This is a genomic window from Actinomadura sp. B10D3, from assembly GCF_039871695.1.
Taxonomy (GTDB): Bacteria; Actinomycetota; Actinomycetes; order Streptosporangiales; family Streptosporangiaceae; genus Spirillospora; species Spirillospora madurae.
Genome location: NZ_JBDPLY010000014.1, coordinates 77,003 through 100,845, shown reverse-complemented (window position 1 = coordinate 100,845; position 23,843 = coordinate 77,003). Strand labels below are relative to the sequence as shown.

Sequence of the window (23,843 nt, the reverse complement as noted above, 5' to 3'; positions counted from 1 at the left end):
ATCGTTCCCGTCCGCATCGGGGGAGCCCGTAGCACGGCCTCCAGTCCGGCTCATCGCCACCTGCACTGCGCCCTCACCGGTCGGTGATGGGTTCCCTCGTTGTCCGAGAGAGGTAGTCCCGTGACGAACCAGCCCACCTCACCCCTGGTCGAGCGGCCCCTGCGGTTGACCAGAAGATCAACGCCGCAGGCACGCCGTGCGCTCGGCAGCGGCGCGGCCGGCTCCGTGCTGGAGTGGTTCGACTTCGCCCTCTACGGCGCGACGTCCGCGACGGTCTTCCCTCTGGTGTTCTTCAGCAGAGAGGACCAGGCGACCGCGATCCTGTTGTCCTTCGCGACCTTCGGCGTCGGCATCCTCGCTCGCCCGCTCGGAGCCGTCGTCTTCGGCTACTTCGGTGACCGCGTGGGCAGGCGGGCCGTCCTGCTCACCACGTTCCTCATGATGGGCGCATCCTCGATCGTCATCGGGTTGCTGCCGGGTTACGCCCAGATCGGGTTCGCGGCACCGACGCTGCTGGTGGTGATGCGCTTCCTGCAGGGCTTCGCCCTCGGCGGGGAGGCGACCGGCGCCCAACTGCTGACCATGGAGCACGCTCCGCGCGATCGGAGGGCCTTCTACTCGTCGCTGATGACGATGGGTGCTCCCGCGAGCCAGGTCCTGGCGAACCTGCTGCTGGTCCTGCTCAGCGCGACCCTGACCGACCAGGCCTTCCTGTCGTGGGGCTGGCGGATCCCGTTCCTGCTCAGCGTGCTTCTGGTACTGGTCGGCATCTACATACGGCTGAAGGTGGAGGAGACCCCGCTGTTCAAGGCCGGTGCCGATGGCGCCGCCGGCGCGCCGGACGGCCCCCTCACCGTCGTGCGCGCGCACTGGCGCACGCTCCTGCGCATGATCCTTGCGTACGCGCCGAGCGTCGTCACCTTCTACGTCATCACCGTCTTCGGGACCGGCTACCTCACCAAGACGGTCGGGCTCGGCAACGACGAGACGTTCACGATCATCATGGTGTCGAACCTGCTCTCGGTCGGCGCCATCATCGCCGGCGGCCGGATGGCCGACATCTTCGGGCGCGTCCGCATCCTCACCATCGGCAGCAGCGGGTGCCTGGCCGGCGCGTTCGTCTTCTTCGCCGCCGCCGACACCGCGAACTTCTGGCTCATCCTCGCCGTCGTCAGCATCGCGCTCTCGTTCGCACAGATCGGCAACGCCGGCATCGCGGCACTGTTCGCCGAGGCCTTCCCCACCCGCCACCGCTACACCGGCTCGGCCCTCTCGACCACCGGCTCGACCCTGGTCTTCTCCGCGCCGGCGCCCTTCGTGGCGGCATGGCTGACCCAGTCGGTGACACCCGGCAGCACCATCCTCGTCACCGCGCTCTGGATCGTCATCATCGTCGCCGCGCTCGTGAACCTGGCACTGATGAAGGAGGGCCCCAGCCTGGAGGGTGACCGTCAGTACTTCGGTCGCCGTATCCCCGCCCATGCCGCCGAACTCCTCGCCAAGGGTCCCGCGTCCGGGGACGCCGGTTCGGATTCCGACGCGATCCGCAACGTCATGGGCCGCTACGTCCAGCTGATCGACACGGGACGGTACGCGATGCTGGGCGAGTGCTTCACCGACGACGTCACGGCCACCTTCGCGGGGGCGAGCGTCGATCCGGGGCTTCCCGGGGCCATCTCCTACATATCCAACCTCGGCCGGTTCGCGTCCTGCCAGCACCTCCTCTTCCCGGTGACCGTCACCCCATCGGGCGACACCGCGACGGCCCACATGTACGGCACCGCGGTCCTCGTCAGCGATGACGGCCCCCGCACCGAGGCCGTGGTCCGCGGCCTGTCGTACGACCTGCGGCTGCGACGCACGGAGGCGGGGTGGCGAATCGACGTCCTGGACCAGCAGGCCCTGTGGTCGTTCCGCACCAGGGCGACCCTCGCCCCCGGTTCCGCGTTCTCGGGTGTGACGACGGCGTAGGCGTCGCGCTGGTGCGGGGCGGCGCAGGCCCTGTTGTCGGGAGGTTGGGTGCTGGAGATCCGCTGGCTTGAGGCCTTCATCGCGGTCGCCGAGGAGTTGCACTTTGGTCGCGCGGCCGCGCGGTTGCGGCTCGCGCAGTCCCCGCTCAGCCAGACCATCCGAAGGCTGGAGAAAGAGCTGGGGACCAGGCTGTTCGACCGCAGCACCCGCAGCGTTGCGCTCACCCCGGCCGGGCACGCGTTCCTACCGTACGCGCGTCGCGTGTTCGAGGAGCTGGAGCTGGGCCGGCAGGCGACCCGGGCAACCGACGGCGTCGTCTACGGCACGGTCTCCATCGGGTTCTCCGGGGCTCTGAACCACCTCACGCTGCCGCCACTGACCAGGGCGGTCCATCAGCGGTTCCCAGACGTCACGCTGTCGCTCACCGGTGGGGTGATGACCCACGACAGCATCGGGCGGCTTGAGCGCGGTGGGTTGGACATCGCGTTCGTCGGGTTGCCGATCGATCCGTCGCCGGTGCGGACCCGGCTGATCGGCCGGGAACCGCTGGGCGCGGCACTGCCCATCGACCATCCGCTGGCGGGGGAGGCCGCGATCGATCTGGCCGACCTGGCCGATGACGGGTTCATCACCACACCGGTCGCGGCGGGCTCGGCACTGCAGCAGGTCGCGATGCAGGCCTGCGTGGCGGCGGGCTTCCGGCCGCGCATCGTGCAGGAGATCACCGACCCGTACATGATCCTCACCCTGGTGTCGACAGGTGTCGGCGTCGCGCTGATGTCCTCCGAGGTCGCCCAGATCATGCCCTCGGCAGCGGTGTTCGTGCCACTGCACGGAGAGCCGACCTACATGGACCACGGCCTGGCCTGGCTCGAGGAGAACCCGTCCCCGGTGATGCGCGCCGTCCTCGACATCGCCGAAGAAGTCCTCCCGACACCTCCGACCTGATTATGTGCACAGCAAGCATAGTGTTTGTGTAACTAAGTATTGGACGCGGCATAGTTTCGGCTGCAACGCTCGTCTGCGACCGGACCCGCCAGGCATAACCGCGTACCAGGACGCCGGCATGGACCACGCGGTGATCGGCTTTCTGCCGGTTACAGGCACCGAGCGATTCATGGGCCTCATCCAGCGCACGGTCGCACCGCAGCTCGCCGTGCACGGCGGCAACCGAAGGAGTACGTGATGCGCAATCCGGACCGAGAAGAGGTGCGCGCCCTCGCCGTCCAGGCGGGGTTCAGGCTGGACGAGAGGGAGGTCGACGCTTTTGTCGAGCTGATGGCCTCGCAGATCGAGACGCTCGAGGAATTCGAGGCACTCTCGGAGCCGGCCCCGGACACCTTCCCCGCCGTTCGTGCGGTCGGTGCCCGCGCGAGCCGGGAAGAGGACCCCCTCAACGCCGTGATCCGGCACGTCCGGGTCACCGGCGCGGGGGAGGGCGTCCTGGCCGGCAAGCGCATCGGCTTGAAGGACCTGATCGCCGTTGCGGGCGTGCCGATGACTTGCGGCTCCCGGGTGCTCCAGGGGTTCGTTCCGGACGAGGACTCGGTACTGACCCGCCGCCTGCTCGAAGCGGGCGGCGAGATCGTGGCGATGCTCAACATGGACGACATGGCGTTCTCCGGCGGGGGAGAGACCTCGGCCTTCGGCGCGATCCGTAACCCCTTCGATACCGGGCGCACGGCCTCCGGCTCGTCGGGCGGCTCCGCCGCGGCACTGGCCTACGACGGCATCGATATCACCTACGGGACCGACCAGGGCGGTTCGATCCGGCTGCCCGCCGCGTGGTGCGGGGTGCTCGGTCTCAAACCGACGTACGGACTGGTGCCGTACACAGGGATCGTCCCGCTCGACCGGGCCTTCGACCACGTCGGTCCGCTGGCCACGACGGCCGAGGACCTGGCCCGCGGACTCGAGGCCGTCGCCGGGTTCGACCCGTCGGATCCGCGGCAACAGCCGGGTTTCACCGCCGGTGGTTACGTCGACGCCGTCCGGCGGGCGCCCGAGTCGTTCGCCGGCCTGCGCGTGGGCGTCCTGGCAGAGGGGTTTCCCGCGGCCCGGCCTGACTCACCCCCGGGGACCGCGGAGACCAACGGGGCGGTCCGCGGCGTGATCGACCAACTCGCCGCGGCAGGCGCGAGGATCACCGACGTCTCCATCCCCGAACATGCGCTCGGCCGACAGATGAACTTCGTCGCGCTGGTCGAGGGGGCCAGTGCGATGCTCGCGGCGCACGGCAACGGGTACCACGCCAAGGGCCGCTACGATGTCGCGCTGGCCCGTGCGCTCGGGCCCGCCCTGAAGGCCTCCGGTTCCGAGCTTCCGCCCACCGTCAAGCTCACCGGAATGCTCGGCGCCTACATGCGGAACGAGCATTTCGGCTCCCTGTACGGCCGGGCGATGAACCTCGCGCCGCGTATCACGGACGCATTCGACCGCGCTTTCGCAGACGTCGACGTCCTGGTGATGCCTACGGCCACCCACACCGCCCACAAGGCCGCCCCCGACGTCGGGTTGGCCGAGCACGTGTTGCGCGGTTGGACGATGCTCGCCAACTCGCCCTCGACCAACGTCTCCGGACATCCGGCGATCAGCATCCCCGCCGCGGTCGCCGACGGGCTGCCCGTCGGCGTGCAGTTCGTCGCCCCCCACTTCGCCGACGACCGGTTGATCTCGGTCGCGGCGACCTGGGAGGCGCTGCACGGCTGGCACCCCCTTCCCACGATCAGTCCCACACGACTCACAAAGGAGCAGCGATGAGTCAGCAGCCCCCTCTCTCCAGGCGAGGCTTCCTGCAGGGCGGCCTGGCGGTCTCGGCGCTCGCCGTGGCATCCCCGGTCCTGGCCGCGTGCGGCCCGAAGTCCCCCGGTAGCGGCAACACGATCACCGTCGGGGCGATCGCCGACAAGACCGGTGCCTTCGCCACCTACGGCGCCCCGACGATCCAGGGCATGAACCTGGCGGTCGAAGAGCTCAACGCCGCAGGCGGTGTCCTCGGCAAGGACATCAAGCTCAAGTTCCTCGACGGCAAGACCGACGTCGCGGTGTGGACCTCCAACGCTCGAGAACTGCTCCGCGACCCGTCGATCACGACGCTGATGAACGGCGGTGCCTCGAACCAGCGCGAGGCCTACCGCGCGATGGTGACGCCGGCGAAGAAGATGCTGTTCTACAACCACCAGTACGAGGGCGGCCTGTGCGACAAGAACGTCTTCAGCACCGGCATCGTGCCGAGCCAGCAGGTCAAACCACTGGTGGAGCACATGATCGAGGAGCACGGACCCAAGGTCTATGTGCTCGCCGCCGATTACAACTACGGCCACATCGCCACCGACCTGACCAAGAAGTTCGCCAAGGCCGCCGGTGGTCAGGTGGTCGCGTCCGAGCTCTTTCCCCTCGACGTCTCCGATTTCGGCACCACGGTCGCGAAGATCCAGAGGGCCCGGCCCGACTTCATCATCTCCCACCTGGTCGGCAACGATCACCTCAACTTCCACCGGCAGATGGCCTCGACCGGCCTGAACAAGACGCTCTGGACCGGAGCGCCCACGTTCGGTCTCGGCAACGAGCAGTTCAAGCTCGGACCCGCCGACAGCCAAGGCATCCTGTCCGCGCTGAACTACTACGAGGAGATCGACACCCAGGAGAGCAAGGACTTCGTCGCCAAGGCGAAGGCCAAGTACCCGGACGTGCAGTACGTCAACAGCGAGATCGCCACGTCCTACACGGCCTGGAAGCTCTGGGCCGCCGCGGTCGAGAAGGCCGGCAGTACTGATCTGGACAAGGTGACCAAGGTTCTCGAGGCGGGCCTCACGGTCAAAGGCCCCGAGGGCTCCCTGACCATGGACGGCAAGACCCACCAGCTCTCGCACAACATCTCGTTCGCCAAGGTGAACGGCTCAGGCCGGTTCGAGATCATCAAGACCATCGAGAACCTGGTGGCCGAGCCCTCCTGCGACCTGATCGCCAACCCGGACCAACACACCCAGCTGGTCTCCTGATGGACGCGGTTCTCAACGGAACCGTCATCCTGCTCGGCACCGTCGCGACCCTTGTGCTGGTCGCGGCGGGTCTGGCAGTGATCTTCGGGTTCATGCGCATCATCAATTTCGCCCACGGCGAGTTCGTCGCGCTCGGTGCCTTCGCGGTCCTGGTGTGCGACCGGAACGGCATCCCGTTCCCGCTGGCCGTGGTGATCGCGACGCTGGTGGGCGCGATCTTCGGCCTGATCGTGGAACGGCTGCTGATCCGCCCGCTCTACGGCCGGCTGGTCGACACCCTTTTGGTGACGTTCGCGCTCAGCCTGCTGCTCCAGCAGGGCTATCTGATCGGCTTCGGTACCAGCCCGGCGGGCATCGGCTCGATGGGCGGTTCCTGGAAGGTCGGCCAATACTTCATCCCCCAGTACCAACTGTTCCTCATCGTCATGACCGGAGTGTTGGTCGGGGTGCTGTGGTGGGTTTTCACCCGCACCATGTACGGCGCTCGAGCCAGGGCGGCGTCATCGGCGCCGAGCGTGGCCAGCACTCTGGGCATGGACCCTGTGCGAATCAACGCCGCCACCTTCACGTTGGGAAGTGCGTGTGCGGCCTTCGCCGGTGCGCTGCTCACCCCGGTGATCGCAGTGCAGCCGTTCATGGGTGTCTCCTACCTCCCGCTCGCCTTCCTCACGGTCGTGACGGGAGGGGCGGCCCCGCTCACCGGAACCACCGCGGCGGGATCGCTGCTGGGTGTTTCGCAGTACACCGCCAGCGTTCTCACCAACCCTTTCCTCGGCACCGTCGCCGTACTGGTGGTGGCCATGGTCGTGCTTCGGTTCCTTCCCCAAGGAATGTCAGCGAAGTGGAGGTCGAAGGTATGAGCGGCGTACGCTCCTGTTTCCTCGGGACCCGGGGCAACTTGCTGCTGGTCGCCTTCACGGCCGTGGTCGTGCTGCTGGTCGCCCAGTGGTTCGACTATTCGCTACTCGACCGGGCGACATCCTGGATAATTTATGGCCTGCTCGCGCTGAGCATGTCGTTCGTGTGGGGCAAGCTCGGCATCTTCAGCTTTGGTCAAGCCGCCTTTTTCGCGGTCAGCGCCTACGGCTACGGCATCGCGGTCGGCAACATCGATGGCACCGCCGGCAGCTTGGTCGGCATAGCGGTCGGCATCGGTGCCGCGACTCTGGTCGCGACTCTGCTCGGATACTGCATGTTCTACGGCGGGATCACCGACCTGTTCGTCGCGATCGTCACCATGGCGATGACGCTGATCTTCGGCATCATGGTCACCTCCATGTCCGGACCACAGTGGAAGATCGGCGATGTGCCGATCGGCGGGTACAACGGCATGGCGAGCATCCGCCCGCTGCAGTTCGGCACGGCGATGCTCTCGGGCTACACGCTCTTCGTGGTGGTCGTGCTGGTCGCTCTGGCCGCATACGTGGCGATCCGGGTTCTGCTCAGTCGGCCCCTGGGAAGGATCGTGCTGGCCACCGCCGACAACGAGACCCGAGCCGAACTGCTGGGGTTCGACGTCCGCGCGTACCGGCTCATCGGCTTCGCCATCGGTGGCGCGATCGCAGGTGTCGCCGGGGTACTGTTCGCGTCCTGGCAACAGATCGTGACCCCCGACCTGTTCGCGCTCTCCCTGGCCGGCTCGGTCGCCATCTGGGTGCTCGTCGGCGGGCGCACCTCGCTCGGCGGCGCCTTCGTCGGCGCGGTGCTGATCAACGCGATCAACTCCTACTCCGACCGGCTCACCATCGGCGGCTCCGCGCCGCTTGCCGGGCACGGCCCGATAGCGCTCGGGGTCATCCTCATCGTGTTCGTGCTGGTCCTTCCCAACGGGCTCGTTCCTGGTGCCGGCTCGCTTGTCAAGCGTCTGCTGAACCGTGCCGGCCCCGATGTCAGTGACCAGCCGTCCTACGACCTGAAGGCCCTACCGGGCCTCTTCCCGCGCCGTACCGAGGGGCCCCTTCCGCAACTGCGCGCCGCAGCGGTGAGCAAGCACTTCGGCGGCGTCCGAGCGGTCGAGCATGTGGACCTCTCGCTCGACCGGGGCGTGCGCAGCCTCATCGGGCCGAACGGGGCCGGCAAGTCGACGTTCTTCGCCGTGCTGACCGGGCGGCTCTCGCCGACGAGCGGCCGGGTCCACCTCGGTGAGCGGGACGTTACCCGGATGCGGCCGTACAGGCGGGCCCGGCTCGGAGTCGGCCTGAAGATGCAGGCGCCCTGCGTCTTCCCGGCCTTGAGCGTCCGGGAGAACATCTGGCTCGCCGCGTACAGCGCCGATCGCAACGCCGCCCGGGCGACAGCCCGCAGCAGGGAGCTGAGCGGCTGGCTCGGCCTGACGCTTCCCGCCGACCTCGCCGGTGCGCAGTCGCACGGCACCCAGCAGGTGCTCGAGGTGATGATGGTCCTCGCCGCCCGGCCCGGCGTGGTGCTGCTCGATGAACCGGCGGCCGGGATGACCTCGAACGAGACGGCCGCCCTCGCCGACGCGATCCGGGATCTAGGCCGGGAGCGCACCGTGGTCGTCGTGGAACACGACATGGATTTCGTCGAACGTCTGGAGTCCGACGTCACGCTGCTCGTCGAGGGCTCGGTCTTCCTGGAGGGTTCGATGGAAGACCTGCGCGCGGACCAGCGGGTGCTGGACATCTACTTGGGGAGGGCCGTCTCGTGAGCCTCGACGTGACCGGGCTACGCGCGGCGCACGACATCACTCCAGTGCTGCACGGTGTCGACCTGCACCTCGCGGATGGCGAGGCGATCGGGCTGGTCGGGCGTAACGGCGCCGGCAAGACGTCCTTCGCGAACACGCTGACCGGCCTGCTCCGGACCACCGGCGGGCGGATCGACTTCCTCGGCGAGGACATCACCGGCCTGTCAGCGACCAAGCGGGCCCGCAGGGGCATCGCGTACATCGGTCAGGACAGCGCGGTCTTTCCGACCTTGACGGTGCTCGAGAACCTCATGGTGGGGATCGGCACCTGGCGTCGCTCGGAGGCGGAGCGGAAGGCGCTCGCCGTCGTCGACGAACTCTTTCCGGCGCTGCGGCAGCGGCTGACGCACGCCGGCATCGAGCTCAGCGGTGGTCAGCGCAGATTGGTGGAGCTCGCCCGGGTGATGCTCCGGCGCCCAAAGCTGCTGGTGCTCGACGAGCCGACCGAGGGCGTGCAGCCTTCGTTCGTCCAGGACCTGCTGGACCACCTGATCCAGATGAAGCATGACTCCGGGCTCTCCGTCATCGTGATCGAGCACCGGCTGGACTTCGTGGCAGCGCTCGCCGACACGGTAAGCGTGATGGTGAAGGGTCAGATCGTCACGACGGTACCCGCCGACCAGCTACTCACTGACGACGAGCTCCACCGTCGCTACCTCGCGGTGTGACGCGGCTGCTGTACGACGTACTCGCCGAGGTGTTCACCGGCCCGGGCTTCGAGCGGGCGGCCCGGGCCGGGTCGACGTCGCTGCAGGCGACCAGGTCGACGCCGTGCAGCCGAATCAGGTCGGAGGAGTGGGGAGGACTTCTTCGGCGATGTCGAGGACGGCGCGCATCACCGGGGACGGGTTCTCCTCGAGCCAGGCCAGGCCGTGGTCCATGTAGGTCGGCTCTCCGTGCAGTGGCACGAACACCGCTGCCGAGGGCATGATCTGGGCGACCTCGGAGGACATCAGCGCGACGCCGACACCTGTCGACACCAGGGTGAGGATCATGTACGGGTCGGTGATCTCCTGCACGATGCGCGGCCGGAAGCCCGCCGCCACGCAGGCCTGCATCGCGACCTGCTGCAGTGCCGAGCCCGCCGCGACCGGTGTGGTGATGAACCCGTCATCGGCCAGGTCGGCCAGATCGATCGCGGCCTCCCCCGCCAGCGGATGGTCGATGGGCAGTGCCGCGCCCAGCGGTTCCCGGCCGATCAGCCGGGTCCGCACCGGCGACGGATCGATCGGCAACCCGACAAAGGCGATGTCCAACCCACCGCGCTCAAGCCGCCCGACACCGTCCCGGGTCATCACCCCACCGTTCAGCGACAGCGTGACATCCGGGAACCGCTGACGGACCGCCCTGGTCAGCGGTGGCAGCGTGAGGTGGTTCAGAGCCCCGGAGAACCCGATGGAGACCGTGCCGTAGACGACGCCGTCGGTTGCCCGGGTCGCCTGCCGGCCCAGCTCCAGCTCCTCGAACACGCGACGCGCGTACGGTAGGAACGCGTGCCCGGCCGGAGTGAGCGCAACGCTGCGGGTGCTGCGGTCGAACAGCCTGGTCCCCAACTCTTTCTCCAGCCTTCGGATGGTCTGGCTGAGCGGGGACTGCGCGAGCCGCAACCGCGCCGCCGCACGACCAAAGTGCAACTCCTCGGCGACCGCGATGAAGGCCTCGAGCCAGCGGATCTCCAGCACCCAACCTCCCGACAACAGGGCCTGCGCCGCCCCGCGTCCCACATATAGTTCCGAATCAGCACAGTGGATTTGTGATTGTAGAACTCCACGCACAGTCTCGGAGTGGGTGGCACACAGTCGCCCAGGACTGCAGCAGGGAGTGGCGCGACCACTCCGAGAACCGAGTACCAGTCCTCTGAGCTGATTGTGTGTGCAGCAAGCATGGTGTTTGTGGAACTGAGTATTGGACACGGCATAGTTCCGGCTGCGACGCTCGTTGACGACCGGACCCGCCAGGCTCGACCGCCTCCCGGGCCGGGTTCTCTCGACGACGCCGGTTCGAAGGGAACGCCATGTCCACCACGGCATCGGCCGCTACTCGTAACGTCCCGAGAAAGGCCGCGACCTCCGCCTTCCTCGGCAGCTCGCCCGAGCTTCCGTTGGCCGAACCGGTGGCCGCCGCGCCGGCGGGGACGCCGCTCGGCGTTGAGGTCCCGCAGGCTGGCCTGTCCGATGTCGACTTCGCCTGTCGCGACCTGCGGGCGAACCGCGCCCTCCTCGGCGGCGCCCGTGTCTGACGTCGTCCTCGACCCAGCCCACCACCGGATCGCGCTGGTCGGAGCGGGTATCGGCGGCTCGCTCTCGCCGGCCCTGCACGAACGGGAGGCCCGCGCGCTCGGGCTCGATTACCGCTACTCCTTGCTCGATCTCGATGACCTTCCGCCTGGCTGGACCCTGCGCGATGCCGTCCGTGGCGGGGTGACCGGCTTCAACGTCACCCATCCCGTCAAGCAGGCCGTGCTCGCCCAGCTGGACGACCTGTCCGCCGACGCCCGGGCGCTGGGCGCGGTCAACACGGTCAGCGTGCGGGACGGGCGCCTGACCGGGCACAACACCGACCACAGCGGCTTCCTGGCCGGCGTGCGGCACGGGTTGCCCGGCGTCCGGCTCGGCCGGGTCGTCGTGGTCGGCGCCGGGGGAGCCGGGTCCGCCGTCGCCTACGCCCTCGCCGGGGCCGGTGCCGGCGTCTCGATCGCCGACGCCGACGCCGATCGGACGGCCGCGCTCGTGGCCCGGCTGCGGGGCACGTTCCCCACCGGCGAGATCCACCGGCTGGCGGCGGAGGCGGTTCCTGCCGCGCTCGCGGACGCCGACGGCATCGTCAACGCCACCCCCGTGGGGATGACCGGGCATCCGGGACTGCCGTTCGACGCCGGAATCCTCCGTGATCGGCACTGGGTCGCCGACGTCGTCTACCGCCCCCTCGACACGGCGCTGCTCGGGGCCGCCCGTGCCGCCGGCTGCCGGGTGCTCGACGGCGGCGCGATGCTCGTCGCCCAGGCGGCGCGGACGCTCGCTCTGCTCACCGGCGCCGTGCCCGACCTCGACCGCATGCGGCGCCACCTCGCCGCCCTCACCCGAGGAGAAGGAAAGCGATGAGTGACGACCACGCATGGGACCACGAGGTCGACCTGCTGGTCCTCGGCTCCGGGGCAGGCGGCCTCGGCGCCGCGGTCGTGGGGGCGGGGGAGGGACTGTCGGTCCTGGTCCTGGAGAAGACTGAGTGGCTCGGCGGCACCACCGCCTACTCCGCAGGCAGCTGCTGGGTTCCGGGACACCGCATGCAGGACGACCCGGCCGCGGACACCGCAGAGGCGTCCCGCTACCTCGACGCCCTCGTCGGCGACCGCGCCCCGCGCGCGCTCCGTGAGGCCTACCTTCGGCATGCGCCGGAAGCGATCGAGCACCTGGAGCGGTTGGGTGTCGGGTTCTGGCATTCGAGGACCGTGGTCGACTACCACCCCGAGGTCCCGGGCTCGGGTATCGGTCGCGCACTCGAGCCCCACACGTTCGACGGCCGCAGGCTCGGAAAGGCGGGGTTCGGCCGCGTGCGCCCCCCGGTTCCCGAGTTCGCCCTGTTCCACGGAACCCTCATGGTCCGCCGCTCGGAGGCCGACCGGCTCCTGACGATCTTCGACGGCTCGGTCCGCGGCATGGCCGTCGCGTTGCGGCTCGGCGCCCGCTGGGCCCGCGACCGGCTCCGCTACCCGCGCGGCACGCGGCTCGCGATGGGCAACGCGCTCGTCGCCCACCTCTACCACCAGCTGCGGAGGCGGTCCGGTGAGGTCTGGTTCACCGCCCGCACCACCGAACTCGTCGCCGGCACCGAGGGCCGGGTGGTCGGCGCCGTGGTATCCCACCGCGGGCGGACCGTGCGGATCGCCGCGCGCCGAGGCGTCGTGCTCGCCGCCGGCGGGTTCGCGGCGAGCCCCGAGCTGCGCGCCCGGTACCTGCCCCGGCCCACCCCGCAGTTCACCCGTGCCGGCGAGGGGGCGACCGGCGACTCGATCGCGCTCGCCCGGGCCGTGGGCGGCGCCCTCGGCGAGTCGCCGGACGACAACGCCCTCTGGTTCCCGAGCTCCATCGGCCGCCGCCGGGACGGCTCCACCGTCGTGTTCCCGCACATCTGGGACCGGGGCAAGCCCGGGATCGTCGCCGTCAACGCCACCGGCCGCCGGTTCGTCGACGAGTCGGTGTCCTACCACCGGTTCACCCGCGCGATGTACGACTCCCACAAGGCCGTGCCCACCATCCCGGCCTGGCTCGTCCTCGACTCCGGGACCCTCGCGCGCTACGGGCTCGGCATGATCCGCCCCCACCTGCCGAAGGCGCTGCTGAAGCGTTACCTGCGCGCCGGCTACCTGCACACCGGGCGGACCATCCGGGACCTCGCGGCCGCCATCGACGTGGATCCCGGCGGGCTCGAGCGCACCGTCGCCGAGACCAACCGATTCGCCCGCACCGGCGTCGACGAGGAGTTCGGCAAGGGACAGAGCCCCTTCGGCCATCAGTTCGGCGACCCCGCCCACGCACCGAACGGCAACCTCGGCCCGATCGTAAAGGCCCCCTTCTACGCGATCGCGGTGGTCCCCACCCCGCTCGCGACGGCACTCGGCCTGCGCACCGACACCGACGCGCGGGTGTTGACCGGTGGCGGGGAGCCCGTCCCCGGCCTCTACGCCTGCGGCAACGACGCCAACTCGATCATGGCCTCGGAATACCCGGGGGCAGGGTGTCCCTTGGGCGCCGCTCTGACGTTCGGCTACCTCGCGGCGCGCCACGCCGCTCACGCATCCGCGAAGGCGACGCCTCTGGCGTGACGTCAGGCCGGTCGCCCGTCGACCGGGGGCGATGAATCGCCAAGCTCCAGGCCGAGCCCGGTAAGGACCGTGTGGCCGCCGGCGGCACCACGTCCATGTGCTCGACCTGCTGAGCCGTCGGACCGCCACCACGCCCTCCCATGCAGCCACCGGCTGTCGCCGAGCAGGCAACGAGTGACCTGGTGCCCTGACTGTTTACTCGTCCATTTCCATTTCCATGTCTTGTGGAGTGGTAGGTGTGAAGGTGGAGGCATTCCAGGTCGGGCAGTAACCGTGGAGGCTCTGGAAGTGGTCCGCATACTTCGCCACCACCTTAGGGTTCGCCACCCGCAGGACGTTCTCGTCCTGCTGCCGCAGGGCAGCGTAGGTGAAATTCTGGCTTCCGAGGTAAAGCTGCGAGGCTTTACCGTCTGTGATGGTCAGGAATTTCTCGTGCATGTAGGATTTGCGAGTCGCCGGGCCGCAGACGCGTACGCCCACCGCCTTGTCGAGGTCCACGAGCGCCGCGTACGGCTTGCCGTTGTCGGCCGCGACGTCGCCGGTGACCACCCGGATGGTGCAGCCGCGCTTCTTGGCAGCCTTGAGGGCGCTGACGACCGGCCTCCTGGAGATCCGGAAATTCGCCACACTGATAACGTCGCCAGTGGATTTGGTAGAGCATTTCGCCTTACCCACCGCAGCGACGATGGGGTCGTTGGACCCGCTGAAGAATCCTTGGCCCGTAGCTTCGTGGCGAGGGAAGAAGTGCGCCTTGTACATTCCGTCCGCAGTGGTGGTCTGACTATCCCTGGCGTTCGTTCCGTAGGCCTTCTTTCCGGGCGTCCCGGCGTAGTATCTCATGTGGTCGAAGTAGGCCCTGTAGAAGCCGTAGACCTCGGTGTTGCGAAAAGTGAAGGAATCCTCGTATGCAGTGGTGTGGTCGAAGTTCGCCGAAGCGAGCCAGACGACATTCTGCGCGACGTCGCCGTTCGACAGGCTCACCTTCGAGAGGGTCATGAACTTGTTATGTAGACGGGAGTAGGCGGTGGCGTCGGGGTCGTTTTTCTCGGAACGGTTGGCTATGCAGCCGCGGTCCGACATGTGGCTCGACCCGTTCGGTATCGGCTTGCCGCATACAGTGACGTTCATTTTGGCGGCTTTGAGGGCTTTGAACTGCGCCTTCCCCGTTTCGCTGCCGTTGATGACGATCCGCACGTCGACTCCACGCCGGTGGGCGGCGATGAGCGCGGTGACGATCTCGTCTCGGTTGAAATAGTAGAGGGGGAGGCTGATCCTCGCGCCCCGTGGGACAGCGTCGATCAGGGTCCTGGCATGCCGGGTGAGTGCCGTGTGGTCGTCCTTGGTGAACAGAACGTGGTCGTTCACAAGGGCGGGATTGGCTGCTGCAGGGGCGGCGGCCACATCGGGTGAAGCTGCGGCGGGGAGACTGGACAGGGACAAGGCAGGCAGGAGGGCGGCCGAGAGCATTGCGCCGGCCACGGCCAGGGGCGCCCTTGAGAACACCGAACTATTCCTTTTGTGGGGGGAGCTGCGTGGGCCACGGCGAAGCCGTCCATGTTCGGGCGTGGCGCTGACAAGCACGATTGCCGGCTGAGGTCACGCCCCCACGTGCGACTGCTCCGGGGACAAGTTGATCATAGTAACCATCCCATCCGGAACCGGAAACTTTCGGGCGCTGTCTTGCGCACGGCAGCCGCTGTGCCTGCGAGAACTGCTGCGCTGGGCAAGGCTCCCCGTCGACGCTTCCTGGATCCGGTCGCCCGGGCACTGGGAGACGACGTCCAAGCCATCGCACGAGGCAGGCTCTCCGTGCTCGTCGGGAACGGCGACATCGAGGTCGGCGTCACCGAGCTGCTCGGCCACCATGCGATGGAGCCGGGGAGGCCGGTGATGTTCTCGAAGGCGCGGTTCACCGCCCGGAACACCAGATCTGGCGACAGCACCACCGAGGCGGTGGGCGATGCCTCGAATATCAACCCGAAATCCATCTGCGCCATGGCCGACCCCTTGCCAGCCCCATAATCGCCCTCACCTGGACATACTCGGCCTTCTCTGGTGGGCGGGTGCCAGTGCGACGCTCGTCACCTCCGCCGGCGCTTCTGGCGACGGTGCTTGGGGGCGGGGCGCTGTTGCGGTGGCTTTTTACGGGCGGGCTGTTGCCGGGGGTTGCGGCCACGGGAGCTGTTGGGGGTGCGGCCGCGGACGACGCCGATCAGCTCCTCCATGAGGTCGGTCGTCACGGCGTCGAGCCAGGCCAGGCCGATCTGGGACTGAGGGGCGTCGGTCACGGTTCGGTAGGTGAGGTCTTTGCGGTGGTGGAGGCGGGCCAGAGACTGGGGGACCAGCAGGACGCCGGCTCCCGACGCCACCAGCTCGATCGCGCCGGCGGTGCTCTCAGGACGGGTGAAGGCAGGTTGTCCGGGGCGGTCGTCCCAGGTCAAGACGTCGTCGAGTGGCTCGAACACGTCCTCGTCGGCGAGATCGGCGAGTTCCACCTCCTCCACAGCGGCCACCGCGTGATCCTTGGGCACCACGACCACGGTCGTCTCCAGGTACAGCGGGATCACATGGAGTGCCTCGCGGTCGACGGGCAGGCGTACGAACGCCGCGTCCACGCCACCGTTCCGCAGCAGGGGGACGACCTCGGCCACCGGCGTCTGCAGCAGGCGAAGCGGCACCTCCCGGACCCGCTCGGCCCACACCCGGGCACACTTTCCGGGCGTCACGCCCGGCACGTAGGCCAGCCGGAACTCACCATCGGTCACTCCGCCACCCTAGTCACGTCCAGACGGTTACCTCCCGCTGGCTACCCTTGGGTCATGGGCACGTCCAAGGCAAAGACCCCGCAGACCATGAAGTCCGCGACCGCGGCCAAGAAGCTGGGGATCCTGCTGTCGGCAGCACCTGCCGAGTTCCAGGAAGGTCCTGTCTCCCGGGACGAATTGAACGCGCTCCAGGCCGACCCGCCTTCATGGCTGGCGAATCTGCGCCGTGAGGGTCCCCACCCCCGCCAGGTCGTCGCCGCCAAGCTTCGCGTCTCCATCTCGGGTCTGGCCCGCGCCGGCATCACGGGTCCCCTCACCACGGCCGAGATCGAGAACCTGAAGGCCGAAAGGCCCGAGTGGCTGGAACGCGAGCAAGCCGTCCAAGCCGAAGTCCGCAAGGAGGAACTCCGCCTCAAGCAGCAGCGCGCCAAGGCCTGACCCACGCGATCCCGCCCGCTGCGCGCACCGCCGCCCCACCGCTCGCGAGGTACGCCGCATTGCTCAAGGCGCCCTGCACGGACGTGATGCCCAGCAAGCGCAGCCCCCGAGGCCGCGCCTGCTGGACGTCCCGCCCACAAGACCGGGACCGCGTTCACCAAACCAGGTGCGCTCTGGTCTCGTCCACGACCAGCACCCCGGCCAGGTCCCCGAGGTGTTGAACGACGGACTCACGCAGGTCGTCCCGCAGACCCTCGGCGTCCCAGCGCGCCCTGCGCAGCAACCGCTGCGTCGCATCCGGCGCGCTGTCCCCGGCGAACTCGGCCAGCGTCCACCCGTTCTTTGAGTTCCAGCCCGGCCAGCAGACCCCGCACATACGCCATGGCCTCCCGCCACGGCTCCACCCGCCCTGACCGGTGCCCCGCCCGGAGGCCTGGCTCATCCAGCCCGGCGACGCGTTAATCCTGGTCTCAGGTTGGTCGGGGACAATGAGCGGCAAAAGCCTCGACTGGAAGGGGGCGGGCCGGCGTGCGGATCATGATCGCGGACGATGAGAGGGCCATTCGTGAGTCGCTGGAGCGGGTGCTCCAGGTCGAGGGTTACGACACCAGCACCGTCGCCAACGGTCTCGCCGTGCTCGACGGGGTCGGTGGGGCCGGCGGTGACACGCTGGATCTGCTGATCCTCGACGTGATGCTGCCCCGCCTCGGCGGGTTGGAGACCTGCCGGCGGTTGCGGGCCGCGGGTCGGGACCTGCCGGTGCTGATGCTGACCGCCCGTGACCAGGTCTCCGACCGGGTCGCGGGGCTGGACGCGGGCGCCGACGACTACCTGCCCAAGCCGTTCGCCACCGAGGAGTTGCTGGCCCGGGTGCGGGCCCTGCTGCGTCGGCGCACGCCGCCCGACGAGGAGTCGCAGATCCTGTCGTTCGCCGACGTCCGGCTCGATCCCGACAGGTTCGAGGCGTGGCGTGGCGGGCGGCCGCTGCACCTGACCCGGACCGAGTTCTCCCTCCTGCAGGTCCTCCTGCGCAACGCCACCCGGGTCTTGACCCGCGACGCGCTGTTCGAGGCGGTCTGGGGCTTCGACATGAGCGCCACCGCCAACAACCTCCAGGTGTACGTGAGCTACCTGCGCCGCAAGATGGAGGCCGAGGGCGAGCCGCGATTGATCTACACGCTGCGCGGCCTGGGATACACGTTGCGGGAGACTCCTCCGTGAGCAGGCCCGCCGGCCGGGGACCGCGCCGGCTGGCCCGATGGTGGCGCCGGCGGTCCCTGCGGACCAGGCTGACGGTGATCGCGGCGACGGCCATCGCGGTCAGCGTGTTCGCGGCCTTCCAGGCGGGCATCGAGCTACTGAACTGGGAGCTGCAGGACACCGCCGAGAATCAGCTACGCGACGACTCCCGCGTCCTGGCGGCGAACGCGGAGCGCGCCGGTCTGGCGCAGGTCCAGCTACCGCCGTATCTCGGATCCGGTCGGCTGGTGCGGGTCATCCTGCCCGACGGCTCGACCCGGACGCCGGCCGGCCAACCCGCGCTGCCCCCGGTCAGCGAGCACGCCGGGCGCGTGGCGCAGGGAGCGTCGGCCGATCTGGTGGAGTCGAACGACAGCGGCGGCTACCTCATCTACACGCTGCGGGTGGGCGACGGCGCGGTCCAGGTGGCCCGCGCCGCCGACGACGACAGCCCGATCACCCGGTTCGGGTTGGTCATGCTGCTGATCGGGCTGCTCTGCGTGGTCGGCGGCGCCCTTGTCGGGCGGACCGTGGCGCGGACCGGGCTGGCACCGATCGACCGGCTGACCGCCGCCGCGGTACGTGTCGCGCACACCCGGGATCTCGACGCCGACATCCCGGATGAGGGCGGTGGGGAGATCCGGCGGCTGATCCAGTCGATCAACGACATGCTCGCCGCGCTCCGGGACTCCCGGCGGGCCCAGCGGCTGCTCGCCGAGGACGCCGCCCACGAGCTCAAGACCCCGCTCACCAGCCTGCGCCTCAACGTCGAGCTGCTGATCCGGCTCGATCGGCGCGGCACCCTGGACAGCGCACTGCCGGCGGAGAGCCGGACCCGGCTGCTCAACGATCTCGGCGCCCAGGTGGCCGAGTTGAGCACTCTTGCCGCCGAGCTGACCGACCTGGCGCGCGGTGACGTCAGCGACGAGAGCACCGAGCTGCTCGACCTCGCCGACGTGGTGGTGGCCGCCGCGACCCGGGCGCGTTCCCGCGTGCCCGACATCGAGGTCGCGCTCGACGTGACCTCCGTGTGGGTGAGCGGGCGTCCCGCCGCGCTCCAGCGGGCGGTGCTCAACCTCATCGACAACGCCGGCAAGTGGTCCCCCGCGGACCAGCCGGTCCAGGTCCGGCTCCGGGCAGAGGGCGAGTCGGCGGTGCTCGAGGTCGACGACGCCGGGCCGGGCATCGACGCCGCCGACGCACCGCGGGTGTTCGACCGGTTCTACCGTGCCGACAGCGCCCGGGCGTTGCCGGGATCCGGTCTGGGGCTGTCGATCGTGCAGCGGGTCGTCGACGCCCACGGCGGCCGGGCCACCGTCGCCCGCTCCGCACGCGGTGGCGCGCTGCTTCGGGTCGACCTTCCGGCCGCGGCCCCGCCCGCCCCGATCGCGCGGCCCACCACCGGGTAGGACACCGGGACGGGCCTGGGTCCCCGTCCCGGATCTCGTCCGTGCCGCCGCGCTCACCGTTGCAGCGTGGGCTCCTCGTCGTCGGCGAGCGACTGTTGACCGTCCGGCAGCTCCAAAGCCGGACGGGACAGCCGGCTCGGCCACCAGATCCGCCGGCCGATCAGCAGGGTGAGGGCGGGCACCAGGACCGACCGCACCAGCAGGGCGTCGAGCAGGACGCCGAAGGCGACCAGGAACCCGACCTCGATCAGCATCACCAGCGGAAGTGTGGCGAGGACCGCGAACGTGGCCGCCAGGACCACGCCTGCCGAGGTGATGACGCCACCGGTGGCGGAGAGGGCTTTGAGCATGCCCTGTCTGGCGCCGAGAGGCACGGTCTCCTCCCGGGCCCGGCTGGTCAGGAAGATGTTGTAGTCGACGCCGAGCGCCACCAGGAACAGGAATGCCAGCAGCGGCACCGAATAGTCGATCCCCTTGAACCCGAGGATCGTGTCGAAGACGAACACGCTGCCGCCGAAGGCCGCGGCGAATGAGACGATCACGGTGGCCATCAGGACCAGCGGGGCCACGATCGCGCGCAGCAGCAGCCCGAGGACGATCAGGACGACGGCGAGCACCAGCGGGATCACCAGCTTCTCGTCGCGGCTGGTGGTCACCTCGGTGTCGAGGTTCTCCGCACTCGGCCCGCCGACGATCGCCTCCGCCCCGCTCACCGCGTGCACGGCGGTGCGCACCCGCTTGATCGTGTCGTACTCTGCGGCGGTTTCCGGCGCGTCCGCCGGGAACGCGGAGATGTTGGCCCAGCCACCGCTGGTCTCCTCCGGGATGGCCAGGGCCACACCGCGCGTGTCCTTGACGATGTCGAGCACCCGCTCCTGGTACGCGGGCCGCGTGAAGATCGTCATCGGCTGGCCGCCGAGCTCTGGGAAGTGCTGGCGCAGAACGGTGAAGCCGCTGACCGACTCCGGCGCGGACAGGAACTGGTCCTGCTCCCGCAGGGCGCCGGTGTTGCCCGCCAGCCCGACGGCGAGCACGCCGAGGACTCCGAGCGAGCCGAGCGCGGCCACCCACCGGCGGCGGCTGATGGCGGTGCCGAGCCGTCCCCACAGCCCCGGCTTCTCCTCCACGGCCGTGCTGAACCGCGGGATGGCCGGCCAGAAGATCCGCCTGCCGAGCACCACGAGCACCGCCGGGAACAGCGTCAGCATGGCCACCAGCGCGCACAGGATGCCGGCCGCACCGATCGGGCCCAGACCGCTGGTGCTGTTCAGGTCCGCGACGAGCAGGCAGAGCAGGCCGGCGACCACGGTGGCCGCGGACGCGACGATGGCCGGCGCCGCGCCGCGTAGCGCGTGGACCATCGCGACCCGGACGTTCTCGTGGTGGCGCAGTGACTCCCGGTACCGGGCGATGAGCAACAGCGCGTAGTCCGTTCCGACGCCGAATACAAGGATCGTCAGCAGCGCCGAGTTCTGGCTGTTGACCACGATGCCGAAGCCCTTGACGAGCAGGTAGACGGTCGCCATCGCGGTCAGTGCGGCCGCGCCCACGACCACCAGCGGGATCAACCACAACACCGGGCTGCGGTAGGTGAGGATGAGCAGGAGCGTGACGACGACGACGGTGGTGAGGAAGACCTGCAGGTCGATGCCGTCGAAGACGGCGTCCATGTCGCCGTCGATCGCGGCCGGGCCGGTCACGTCGAGTTCCAGGCCGGCGGGGCGGTCCTTCGCGGCGTCGCGCAACGGGCCGACGATGGCCTCCGGTTCGCCGTAGGTCGCGCTCACCGGGAGGGTGAACATCATCGCCTCGCCGTCGGTGGAGGCTCTCGTCGGTGGGCCCTCGTCCTCGCCGCCGGCCGGGGCCGCCGCCTTCGGCGGGTACCGCTTGGCGAGGGTGTTGTAGTGGTGCTCGACCGTCGCGCGGTCGGCGTCGGTGATGCCGCCGGCGCGGTGGTACACGAAGACGAACGTGTTCTCGTCACCGCCGGGGAGACTGTCCTCCAGCACCGCCACCCTGGTGGACTCGGCACTGGCCGGCAGGGTGTCCACGGCGCTGTCGGTGGTGACCGAGCTCAATTTTCCGCTCAGCGGCACCATGAACGCCGCCAGCACCATCCAGAAGCCGATCACCAACCACGGCACCCACCGACCGGCCAACCGACCGGCCGGCGCTTTCCCGGACGGCGCTGTGTTGACTGCCATCACTGGCCTCCTACACGGGTTACATCGCGTATCTGACGCCTGCTTCCTATTGAGCGAACCTGAGACGACCGTTAATACGGCGCTCAGGCCGGTTGGCCGAACCAGGCGCCCAGCGCACGCACCAGCACAGCGCAGGCGCCGGGGCGCATGGCGAGCGGATCCATGTCGCCGCCGGCAGCGGTTAGGAGTGCGATCGTTTCCTGCTCGCGCCGAGGTGCGCGGAGGCTCGCTGGGTCGCGGCGACGAGGGCGGCCGTGGCGCACAGCGCGGCCGTCCAGGTGAGAGCGGCGTCAGGCGTGGTGTGGTCCGCGATGGCGCCGGCCACCCATGGGCCGACGGTCTGGCCGGCGGCGAACACGGTGGTGAAGGCGGCGAGCGTGGGTGCCCAGTCCTCCTGGCGGTTCGCGCCGCGGATGGTCGCGGTCACAGCGGCCGGGACGTTCATGAAGGTGCCGCCGTAGATCAGGACCGAGGCGGTGAGGACGGCATAGGACGAGCTGACGAGGGCGAGGACGCTCGCGCCCGCGAGGAGGGTCAGGAGGCAGGTCAGGACGCGGGCCTGCGGCCATGCACCGATCACCGGATTCCATAGCCGCGGCGCGGCCATCGCACTGATCCCGAGCACCGTCCACAGCATGCTGATCTGCCACGTGGACGTCTGCCTGTCGGCGAGGGCGGCTGACAGGAAGGTGATGTAGGCGATGTACCCGCAGGCGAACAGCAGGTAGGCGACGGCGGTGGGGAACAGCGGTCGCATCCGGCGTCGGCCCGCGGTGGACCGGAGTTCGGGTTCGTCGACGCGCGCAGCGGTCCAGCTGATGGCGGCGGCCACAAGGGCGAACGCGGCCAGGCCGATCCATGCGACCGGCCAGTTGTGCGGAGCACGGGCCACCAGGCTCGGGAGCGCGGCGCCGCTCACCGCGATGCCCAGCCCGGCACCGGAGAAGTAGATCGTGATCGGAGCGGGCGAGTGCACGGCGGCGGCGGCGCGCGAAGCGATCACGCCGCCGGCGACGAAGACCAGGGCGCCGCCGATGCCCGCCACCAGGCGCGCGGTCAGCAGCGCTGGATAGCCACCATTCATTGCCGTGGCGGCCAGGGACACGACGGTCAGCACCATGCCCACGCGGAAGGTCGCCGTAGGGCCCGAGCGTCGGGCCGCGGCACCGGTGAGCGCGGCTCCGATGAGGTATCCGACGCTGTTGGCGGTGGTGAGTGCGCCGGCCTGCGCGAGACTCCAATGCAGGTCGGTCCGCATGGCAGGAAGGAGTAGACCGTAGGCGAAGCGGGAGATCCCGAGGGCCGATGCGGTTCCCATGGCCAGTCTCGCGGCGGTCCAGCGATACCCGGGCGCGTGGTGGAACCGAGCCTCCGCCGTCGCGGCAGGGGTCGCGCTCACCGCGGGCCGGCCTTCAGGTGATGGTCGAGAAAGGCGATCACCGTGCGGGCCAGGGCGACCCGATGGTCGGACAGGGCGTGGTCGGTGGGGAAGATACGGGCGTCTAGATCCCGCAGCGGGTGGGCTCGGTAGGCCTCCACCAGCGGCCGGTGGTGGACGTCGGCGGGAGTGACCGGGTCGCGGCCGGTGCCGATCAGCAGCACGGGACGGTCGGCGAGCCGTGGTGCGAGCCCCGCCAGGCGCCATGAGTCGCCTGCCGCCTCCATCTCCTCGACCAGTGCATGCGCGCTGGTGCCGTGGAGCGGAAGCAGCTCGCCCGCCCAGCCGTCGAGGTAGGCTGCCCGGACGGCTGGGTCGGTGCGAGAGGCGGCGGCCGCCGTCCCGAAATCGAACCCGGCCACCGAGCCGACCGCGGTCACCCCGGGGTCGGCGGCCGCGGTCATCAACGCGGCGAACCCGCCCGTGCTGTGGCCCACCACGGCGAGCCGTCCCGGGTCGAGGTCGTAGGCAGCGGCCTCTGTCGTGCGCAGTGCGGAGACGACGGCGGCGGAGTCCTCCAGCACGTGCGTCCATGACCAGGAACCGCCCATGCCCCACGAGCCGCGGTAGTGGAACACCAACGCCGCGTAGCCGGCCCTTCGCGCGGCCTGTGCGAGGTCGAAGTTGCGCTCGTTCCCTGGAAAGCCGTGCAGTACGACCACGATGGGGTACGGCCCGGGGCCGGACGGTAGGTGCAGGATTCCCAGCAGCGTCGCGCCCGCACTCTGGAAGGTCACCGGGACCGTGCGTGCGGCAGGCCCGTTCACATGTACTGGATCGGTGATCAGCGGATCCGGCATGGCACGACCCTTCAGATAGAACTGATCGGTTCGATGTGAACGATAGCAA

General features: G+C 69.5%; 20 protein-coding genes and 1 pseudogene. 14 read left to right on the top strand and 7 right to left on the bottom strand.

Annotated features, from left to right (window positions below; genetic code table 11):
• The first annotated feature begins 120 nt into the window (after positions 1 to 120).
• From ABGB11_RS21770 to ABGB11_RS21740, 7 genes are all read left to right on the top strand, one after another.
• A complete protein-coding gene (locus ABGB11_RS21770; RefSeq protein ID WP_347635595.1) occupies positions 121 to 1,971 on the top strand; it encodes an MFS transporter in 1,851 nt (616 codons plus the stop codon).
• Positions 1,972 to 2,019: 48 nt separating this feature from the next.
• Complete coding sequence (locus ABGB11_RS21765) at positions 2,020 to 2,919, top strand: LysR family transcriptional regulator (RefSeq protein ID WP_347635593.1); 900 nt, start codon at positions 2,020 to 2,022, stop codon at positions 2,917 to 2,919.
• 237 nt (positions 2,920 to 3,156) lie between these two features.
• Entirely contained in the window at positions 3,157 to 4,731 is a 1,575-nt protein-coding gene (locus tag ABGB11_RS21760; protein WP_347635591.1) for an amidase family protein, read from the top strand.
• Positions 4,728 to 5,972, top strand: coding sequence for an ABC transporter substrate-binding protein (locus tag ABGB11_RS21755; protein ID WP_347635589.1), 1,245 nt, complete (start codon positions 4,728 to 4,730; stop codon positions 5,970 to 5,972). Before ABGB11_RS21760 ends, ABGB11_RS21755 begins: the two co-directional genes overlap by 4 nt.
• Positions 5,972 to 6,832, top strand: a complete 861-nt coding sequence (locus tag ABGB11_RS21750) for a hypothetical protein (protein WP_347635587.1) — start codon at positions 5,972 to 5,974, stop codon at positions 6,830 to 6,832. Before ABGB11_RS21755 ends, ABGB11_RS21750 begins: the two co-directional genes overlap by 1 nt.
• Positions 6,814 to 8,640 carry an ATP-binding cassette domain-containing protein gene (locus ABGB11_RS21745; RefSeq protein WP_347635585.1) on the top strand — a complete coding sequence of 609 codons (1,827 nt, stop codon included), beginning with the start codon at positions 6,814 to 6,816 and terminating at the stop codon, positions 8,638 to 8,640. Before ABGB11_RS21750 ends, ABGB11_RS21745 begins: the two co-directional genes overlap by 19 nt.
• Complete coding sequence (locus ABGB11_RS21740; RefSeq protein WP_347635583.1) at positions 8,637 to 9,347, top strand: ATP-binding cassette domain-containing protein; 711 nt, start codon at positions 8,637 to 8,639, stop codon at positions 9,345 to 9,347. The genes ABGB11_RS21745 and ABGB11_RS21740 overlap by 4 nt, the downstream gene beginning before the upstream one ends.
• 114 nt (positions 9,348 to 9,461) lie before the next feature.
• On the opposite strand, the gene ABGB11_RS21735 is transcribed toward ABGB11_RS21740, so the two are convergent.
• Positions 9,462 to 10,361 (bottom strand): LysR family transcriptional regulator, encoded by a 900-nt coding sequence (locus tag ABGB11_RS21735; protein ID WP_347635581.1) that lies wholly within the window; start codon positions 10,359 to 10,361, stop codon positions 9,462 to 9,464.
• Between the two features lie 332 nt (positions 10,362 to 10,693).
• Between ABGB11_RS21735 and ABGB11_RS21730 the strand changes: the two genes are divergently transcribed.
• From ABGB11_RS21730 to ABGB11_RS21720, 3 genes are read left to right on the top strand one after another with little or no spacing between them, the layout of a single operon-like run.
• Positions 10,694 to 10,918 carry a hypothetical protein gene (locus ABGB11_RS21730; RefSeq protein WP_347635579.1) on the top strand — a complete coding sequence of 75 codons (225 nt, stop codon included), beginning with the start codon at positions 10,694 to 10,696 and terminating at the stop codon, positions 10,916 to 10,918.
• Positions 10,911 to 11,780 (top strand): shikimate dehydrogenase, encoded by an 870-nt coding sequence (locus tag ABGB11_RS21725; RefSeq protein WP_347635577.1) that lies wholly within the window; start codon positions 10,911 to 10,913, stop codon positions 11,778 to 11,780. Before ABGB11_RS21730 ends, ABGB11_RS21725 begins: the two co-directional genes overlap by 8 nt.
• On the top strand, positions 11,777 to 13,501 hold the full coding sequence (locus ABGB11_RS21720; RefSeq protein WP_347635575.1) for an FAD-binding protein: 1,725 nt from the start codon (positions 11,777 to 11,779) through the stop codon (positions 13,499 to 13,501). Before ABGB11_RS21725 ends, ABGB11_RS21720 begins: the two co-directional genes overlap by 4 nt.
• Before the next feature lie 195 nt (positions 13,502 to 13,696).
• On the opposite strand, the gene ABGB11_RS21715 is transcribed toward ABGB11_RS21720, so the two are convergent.
• Complete coding sequence (locus ABGB11_RS21715) at positions 13,697 to 15,004, bottom strand: phospholipase D-like domain-containing protein (RefSeq protein ID WP_347635573.1); 1,308 nt, start codon at positions 15,002 to 15,004, stop codon at positions 13,697 to 13,699.
• A 306-nt stretch (positions 15,005 to 15,310) separates the two neighbouring features.
• Between ABGB11_RS21715 and ABGB11_RS21710 the strand changes: the two genes are divergently transcribed.
• Positions 15,311 to 15,523: a hypothetical protein gene (locus ABGB11_RS21710; protein WP_347635571.1), complete on the top strand. Its 213-nt coding sequence runs from the start codon at positions 15,311 to 15,313 to the stop codon at positions 15,521 to 15,523.
• A 59-nt stretch (positions 15,524 to 15,582) separates the two neighbouring features.
• Here the strand turns inward: ABGB11_RS21710 and ABGB11_RS21705 are convergent, their stop codons facing one another.
• Positions 15,583 to 16,266 (bottom strand): LysR family substrate-binding domain-containing protein, encoded by a 684-nt coding sequence (locus ABGB11_RS21705; RefSeq protein ID WP_347635569.1) that lies wholly within the window; start codon positions 16,264 to 16,266, stop codon positions 15,583 to 15,585.
• 54 nt (positions 16,267 to 16,320) lie between these two features.
• On the opposite strand from ABGB11_RS21705, the gene ABGB11_RS21700 reads away from it, so the two are divergent.
• Positions 16,321 to 16,704: a DUF5997 family protein gene (locus ABGB11_RS21700; RefSeq protein WP_347635567.1), complete on the top strand. Its 384-nt coding sequence runs from the start codon at positions 16,321 to 16,323 to the stop codon at positions 16,702 to 16,704.
• Positions 16,705 to 16,879: 175 nt separating this feature from the next.
• Here the strand turns inward: ABGB11_RS21700 and ABGB11_RS21695 are convergent.
• Positions 16,880 to 17,150, bottom strand: a pseudogene (locus tag ABGB11_RS21695) (transposase); the annotation flags it as partial.
• Positions 17,151 to 17,232: 82 nt separating this feature from the next.
• On the opposite strand from ABGB11_RS21695, the gene ABGB11_RS21690 reads away from it, so the two are divergent.
• Together ABGB11_RS21690 and ABGB11_RS21685 are read left to right on the top strand one after the other, a co-directional pair.
• Positions 17,233 to 17,925, top strand: a complete 693-nt coding sequence (locus ABGB11_RS21690; protein WP_347635565.1) for a response regulator transcription factor — start codon at positions 17,233 to 17,235, stop codon at positions 17,923 to 17,925.
• Positions 17,922 to 19,352 (top strand): HAMP domain-containing sensor histidine kinase, encoded by a 1,431-nt coding sequence (locus ABGB11_RS21685; protein ID WP_347635563.1) that lies wholly within the window; start codon positions 17,922 to 17,924, stop codon positions 19,350 to 19,352. Before ABGB11_RS21690 ends, ABGB11_RS21685 begins: the two co-directional genes overlap by 4 nt.
• A gap of 53 nt (positions 19,353 to 19,405) precedes the next feature.
• On the opposite strand, the gene ABGB11_RS21680 is transcribed toward ABGB11_RS21685, so the two are convergent.
• The 3 genes from ABGB11_RS21680 to ABGB11_RS21670 form a co-directional block, all read right to left on the bottom strand.
• Positions 19,406 to 21,496: an MMPL family transporter gene (locus tag ABGB11_RS21680; protein WP_347635561.1), complete on the bottom strand. Its 2,091-nt coding sequence runs from the start codon at positions 21,494 to 21,496 to the stop codon at positions 19,406 to 19,408.
• A gap of 241 nt (positions 21,497 to 21,737) precedes the next feature.
• Positions 21,738 to 22,874, bottom strand: coding sequence for a YbfB/YjiJ family MFS transporter (locus ABGB11_RS21675; RefSeq protein WP_347635559.1), 1,137 nt, complete (start codon positions 22,872 to 22,874; stop codon positions 21,738 to 21,740).
• 77 nt (positions 22,875 to 22,951) lie between these two features.
• A complete protein-coding gene (locus ABGB11_RS21670; RefSeq protein WP_347635557.1) occupies positions 22,952 to 23,794 on the bottom strand; it encodes an alpha/beta fold hydrolase in 843 nt (280 codons plus the stop codon).
• Positions 23,795 to 23,843 lie beyond the last annotated feature (49 nt).

Excerpts from the sequence above, each read along its gene's own strand:
- ABGB11_RS21730 (WP_347635579.1), top strand. The coding sequence starts at position 10,694 with ATGTCCACCACGGCATCGGCCGCTACTCGTAACGTCCCGAGAAAGGCC.
- ABGB11_RS21700 (WP_347635567.1), top strand. The coding sequence starts at position 16,321 with ATGGGCACGTCCAAGGCAAAGACCCCGCAGACCATGAAGTCCGCGACC.
- ABGB11_RS21670 (WP_347635557.1), bottom strand. The coding sequence starts at position 23,794 with ATGCCGGATCCGCTGATCACCGATCCAGTACATGTGAACGGGCCTGCC.
- ABGB11_RS21675 (WP_347635559.1), bottom strand. The coding sequence starts at position 22,874 with ATGGGAACCGCATCGGCCCTCGGGATCTCCCGCTTCGCCTACGGTCTA.
- ABGB11_RS21750 (WP_347635587.1), top strand. The coding sequence starts at position 5,972 with ATGGACGCGGTTCTCAACGGAACCGTCATCCTGCTCGGCACCGTCGCG.
- ABGB11_RS21760 (WP_347635591.1), top strand. The coding sequence starts at position 3,157 with ATGCGCAATCCGGACCGAGAAGAGGTGCGCGCCCTCGCCGTCCAGGCG.
- ABGB11_RS21720 (WP_347635575.1), top strand. The coding sequence starts at position 11,777 with ATGAGTGACGACCACGCATGGGACCACGAGGTCGACCTGCTGGTCCTC.
- ABGB11_RS21755 (WP_347635589.1), top strand. The coding sequence starts at position 4,728 with ATGAGTCAGCAGCCCCCTCTCTCCAGGCGAGGCTTCCTGCAGGGCGGC.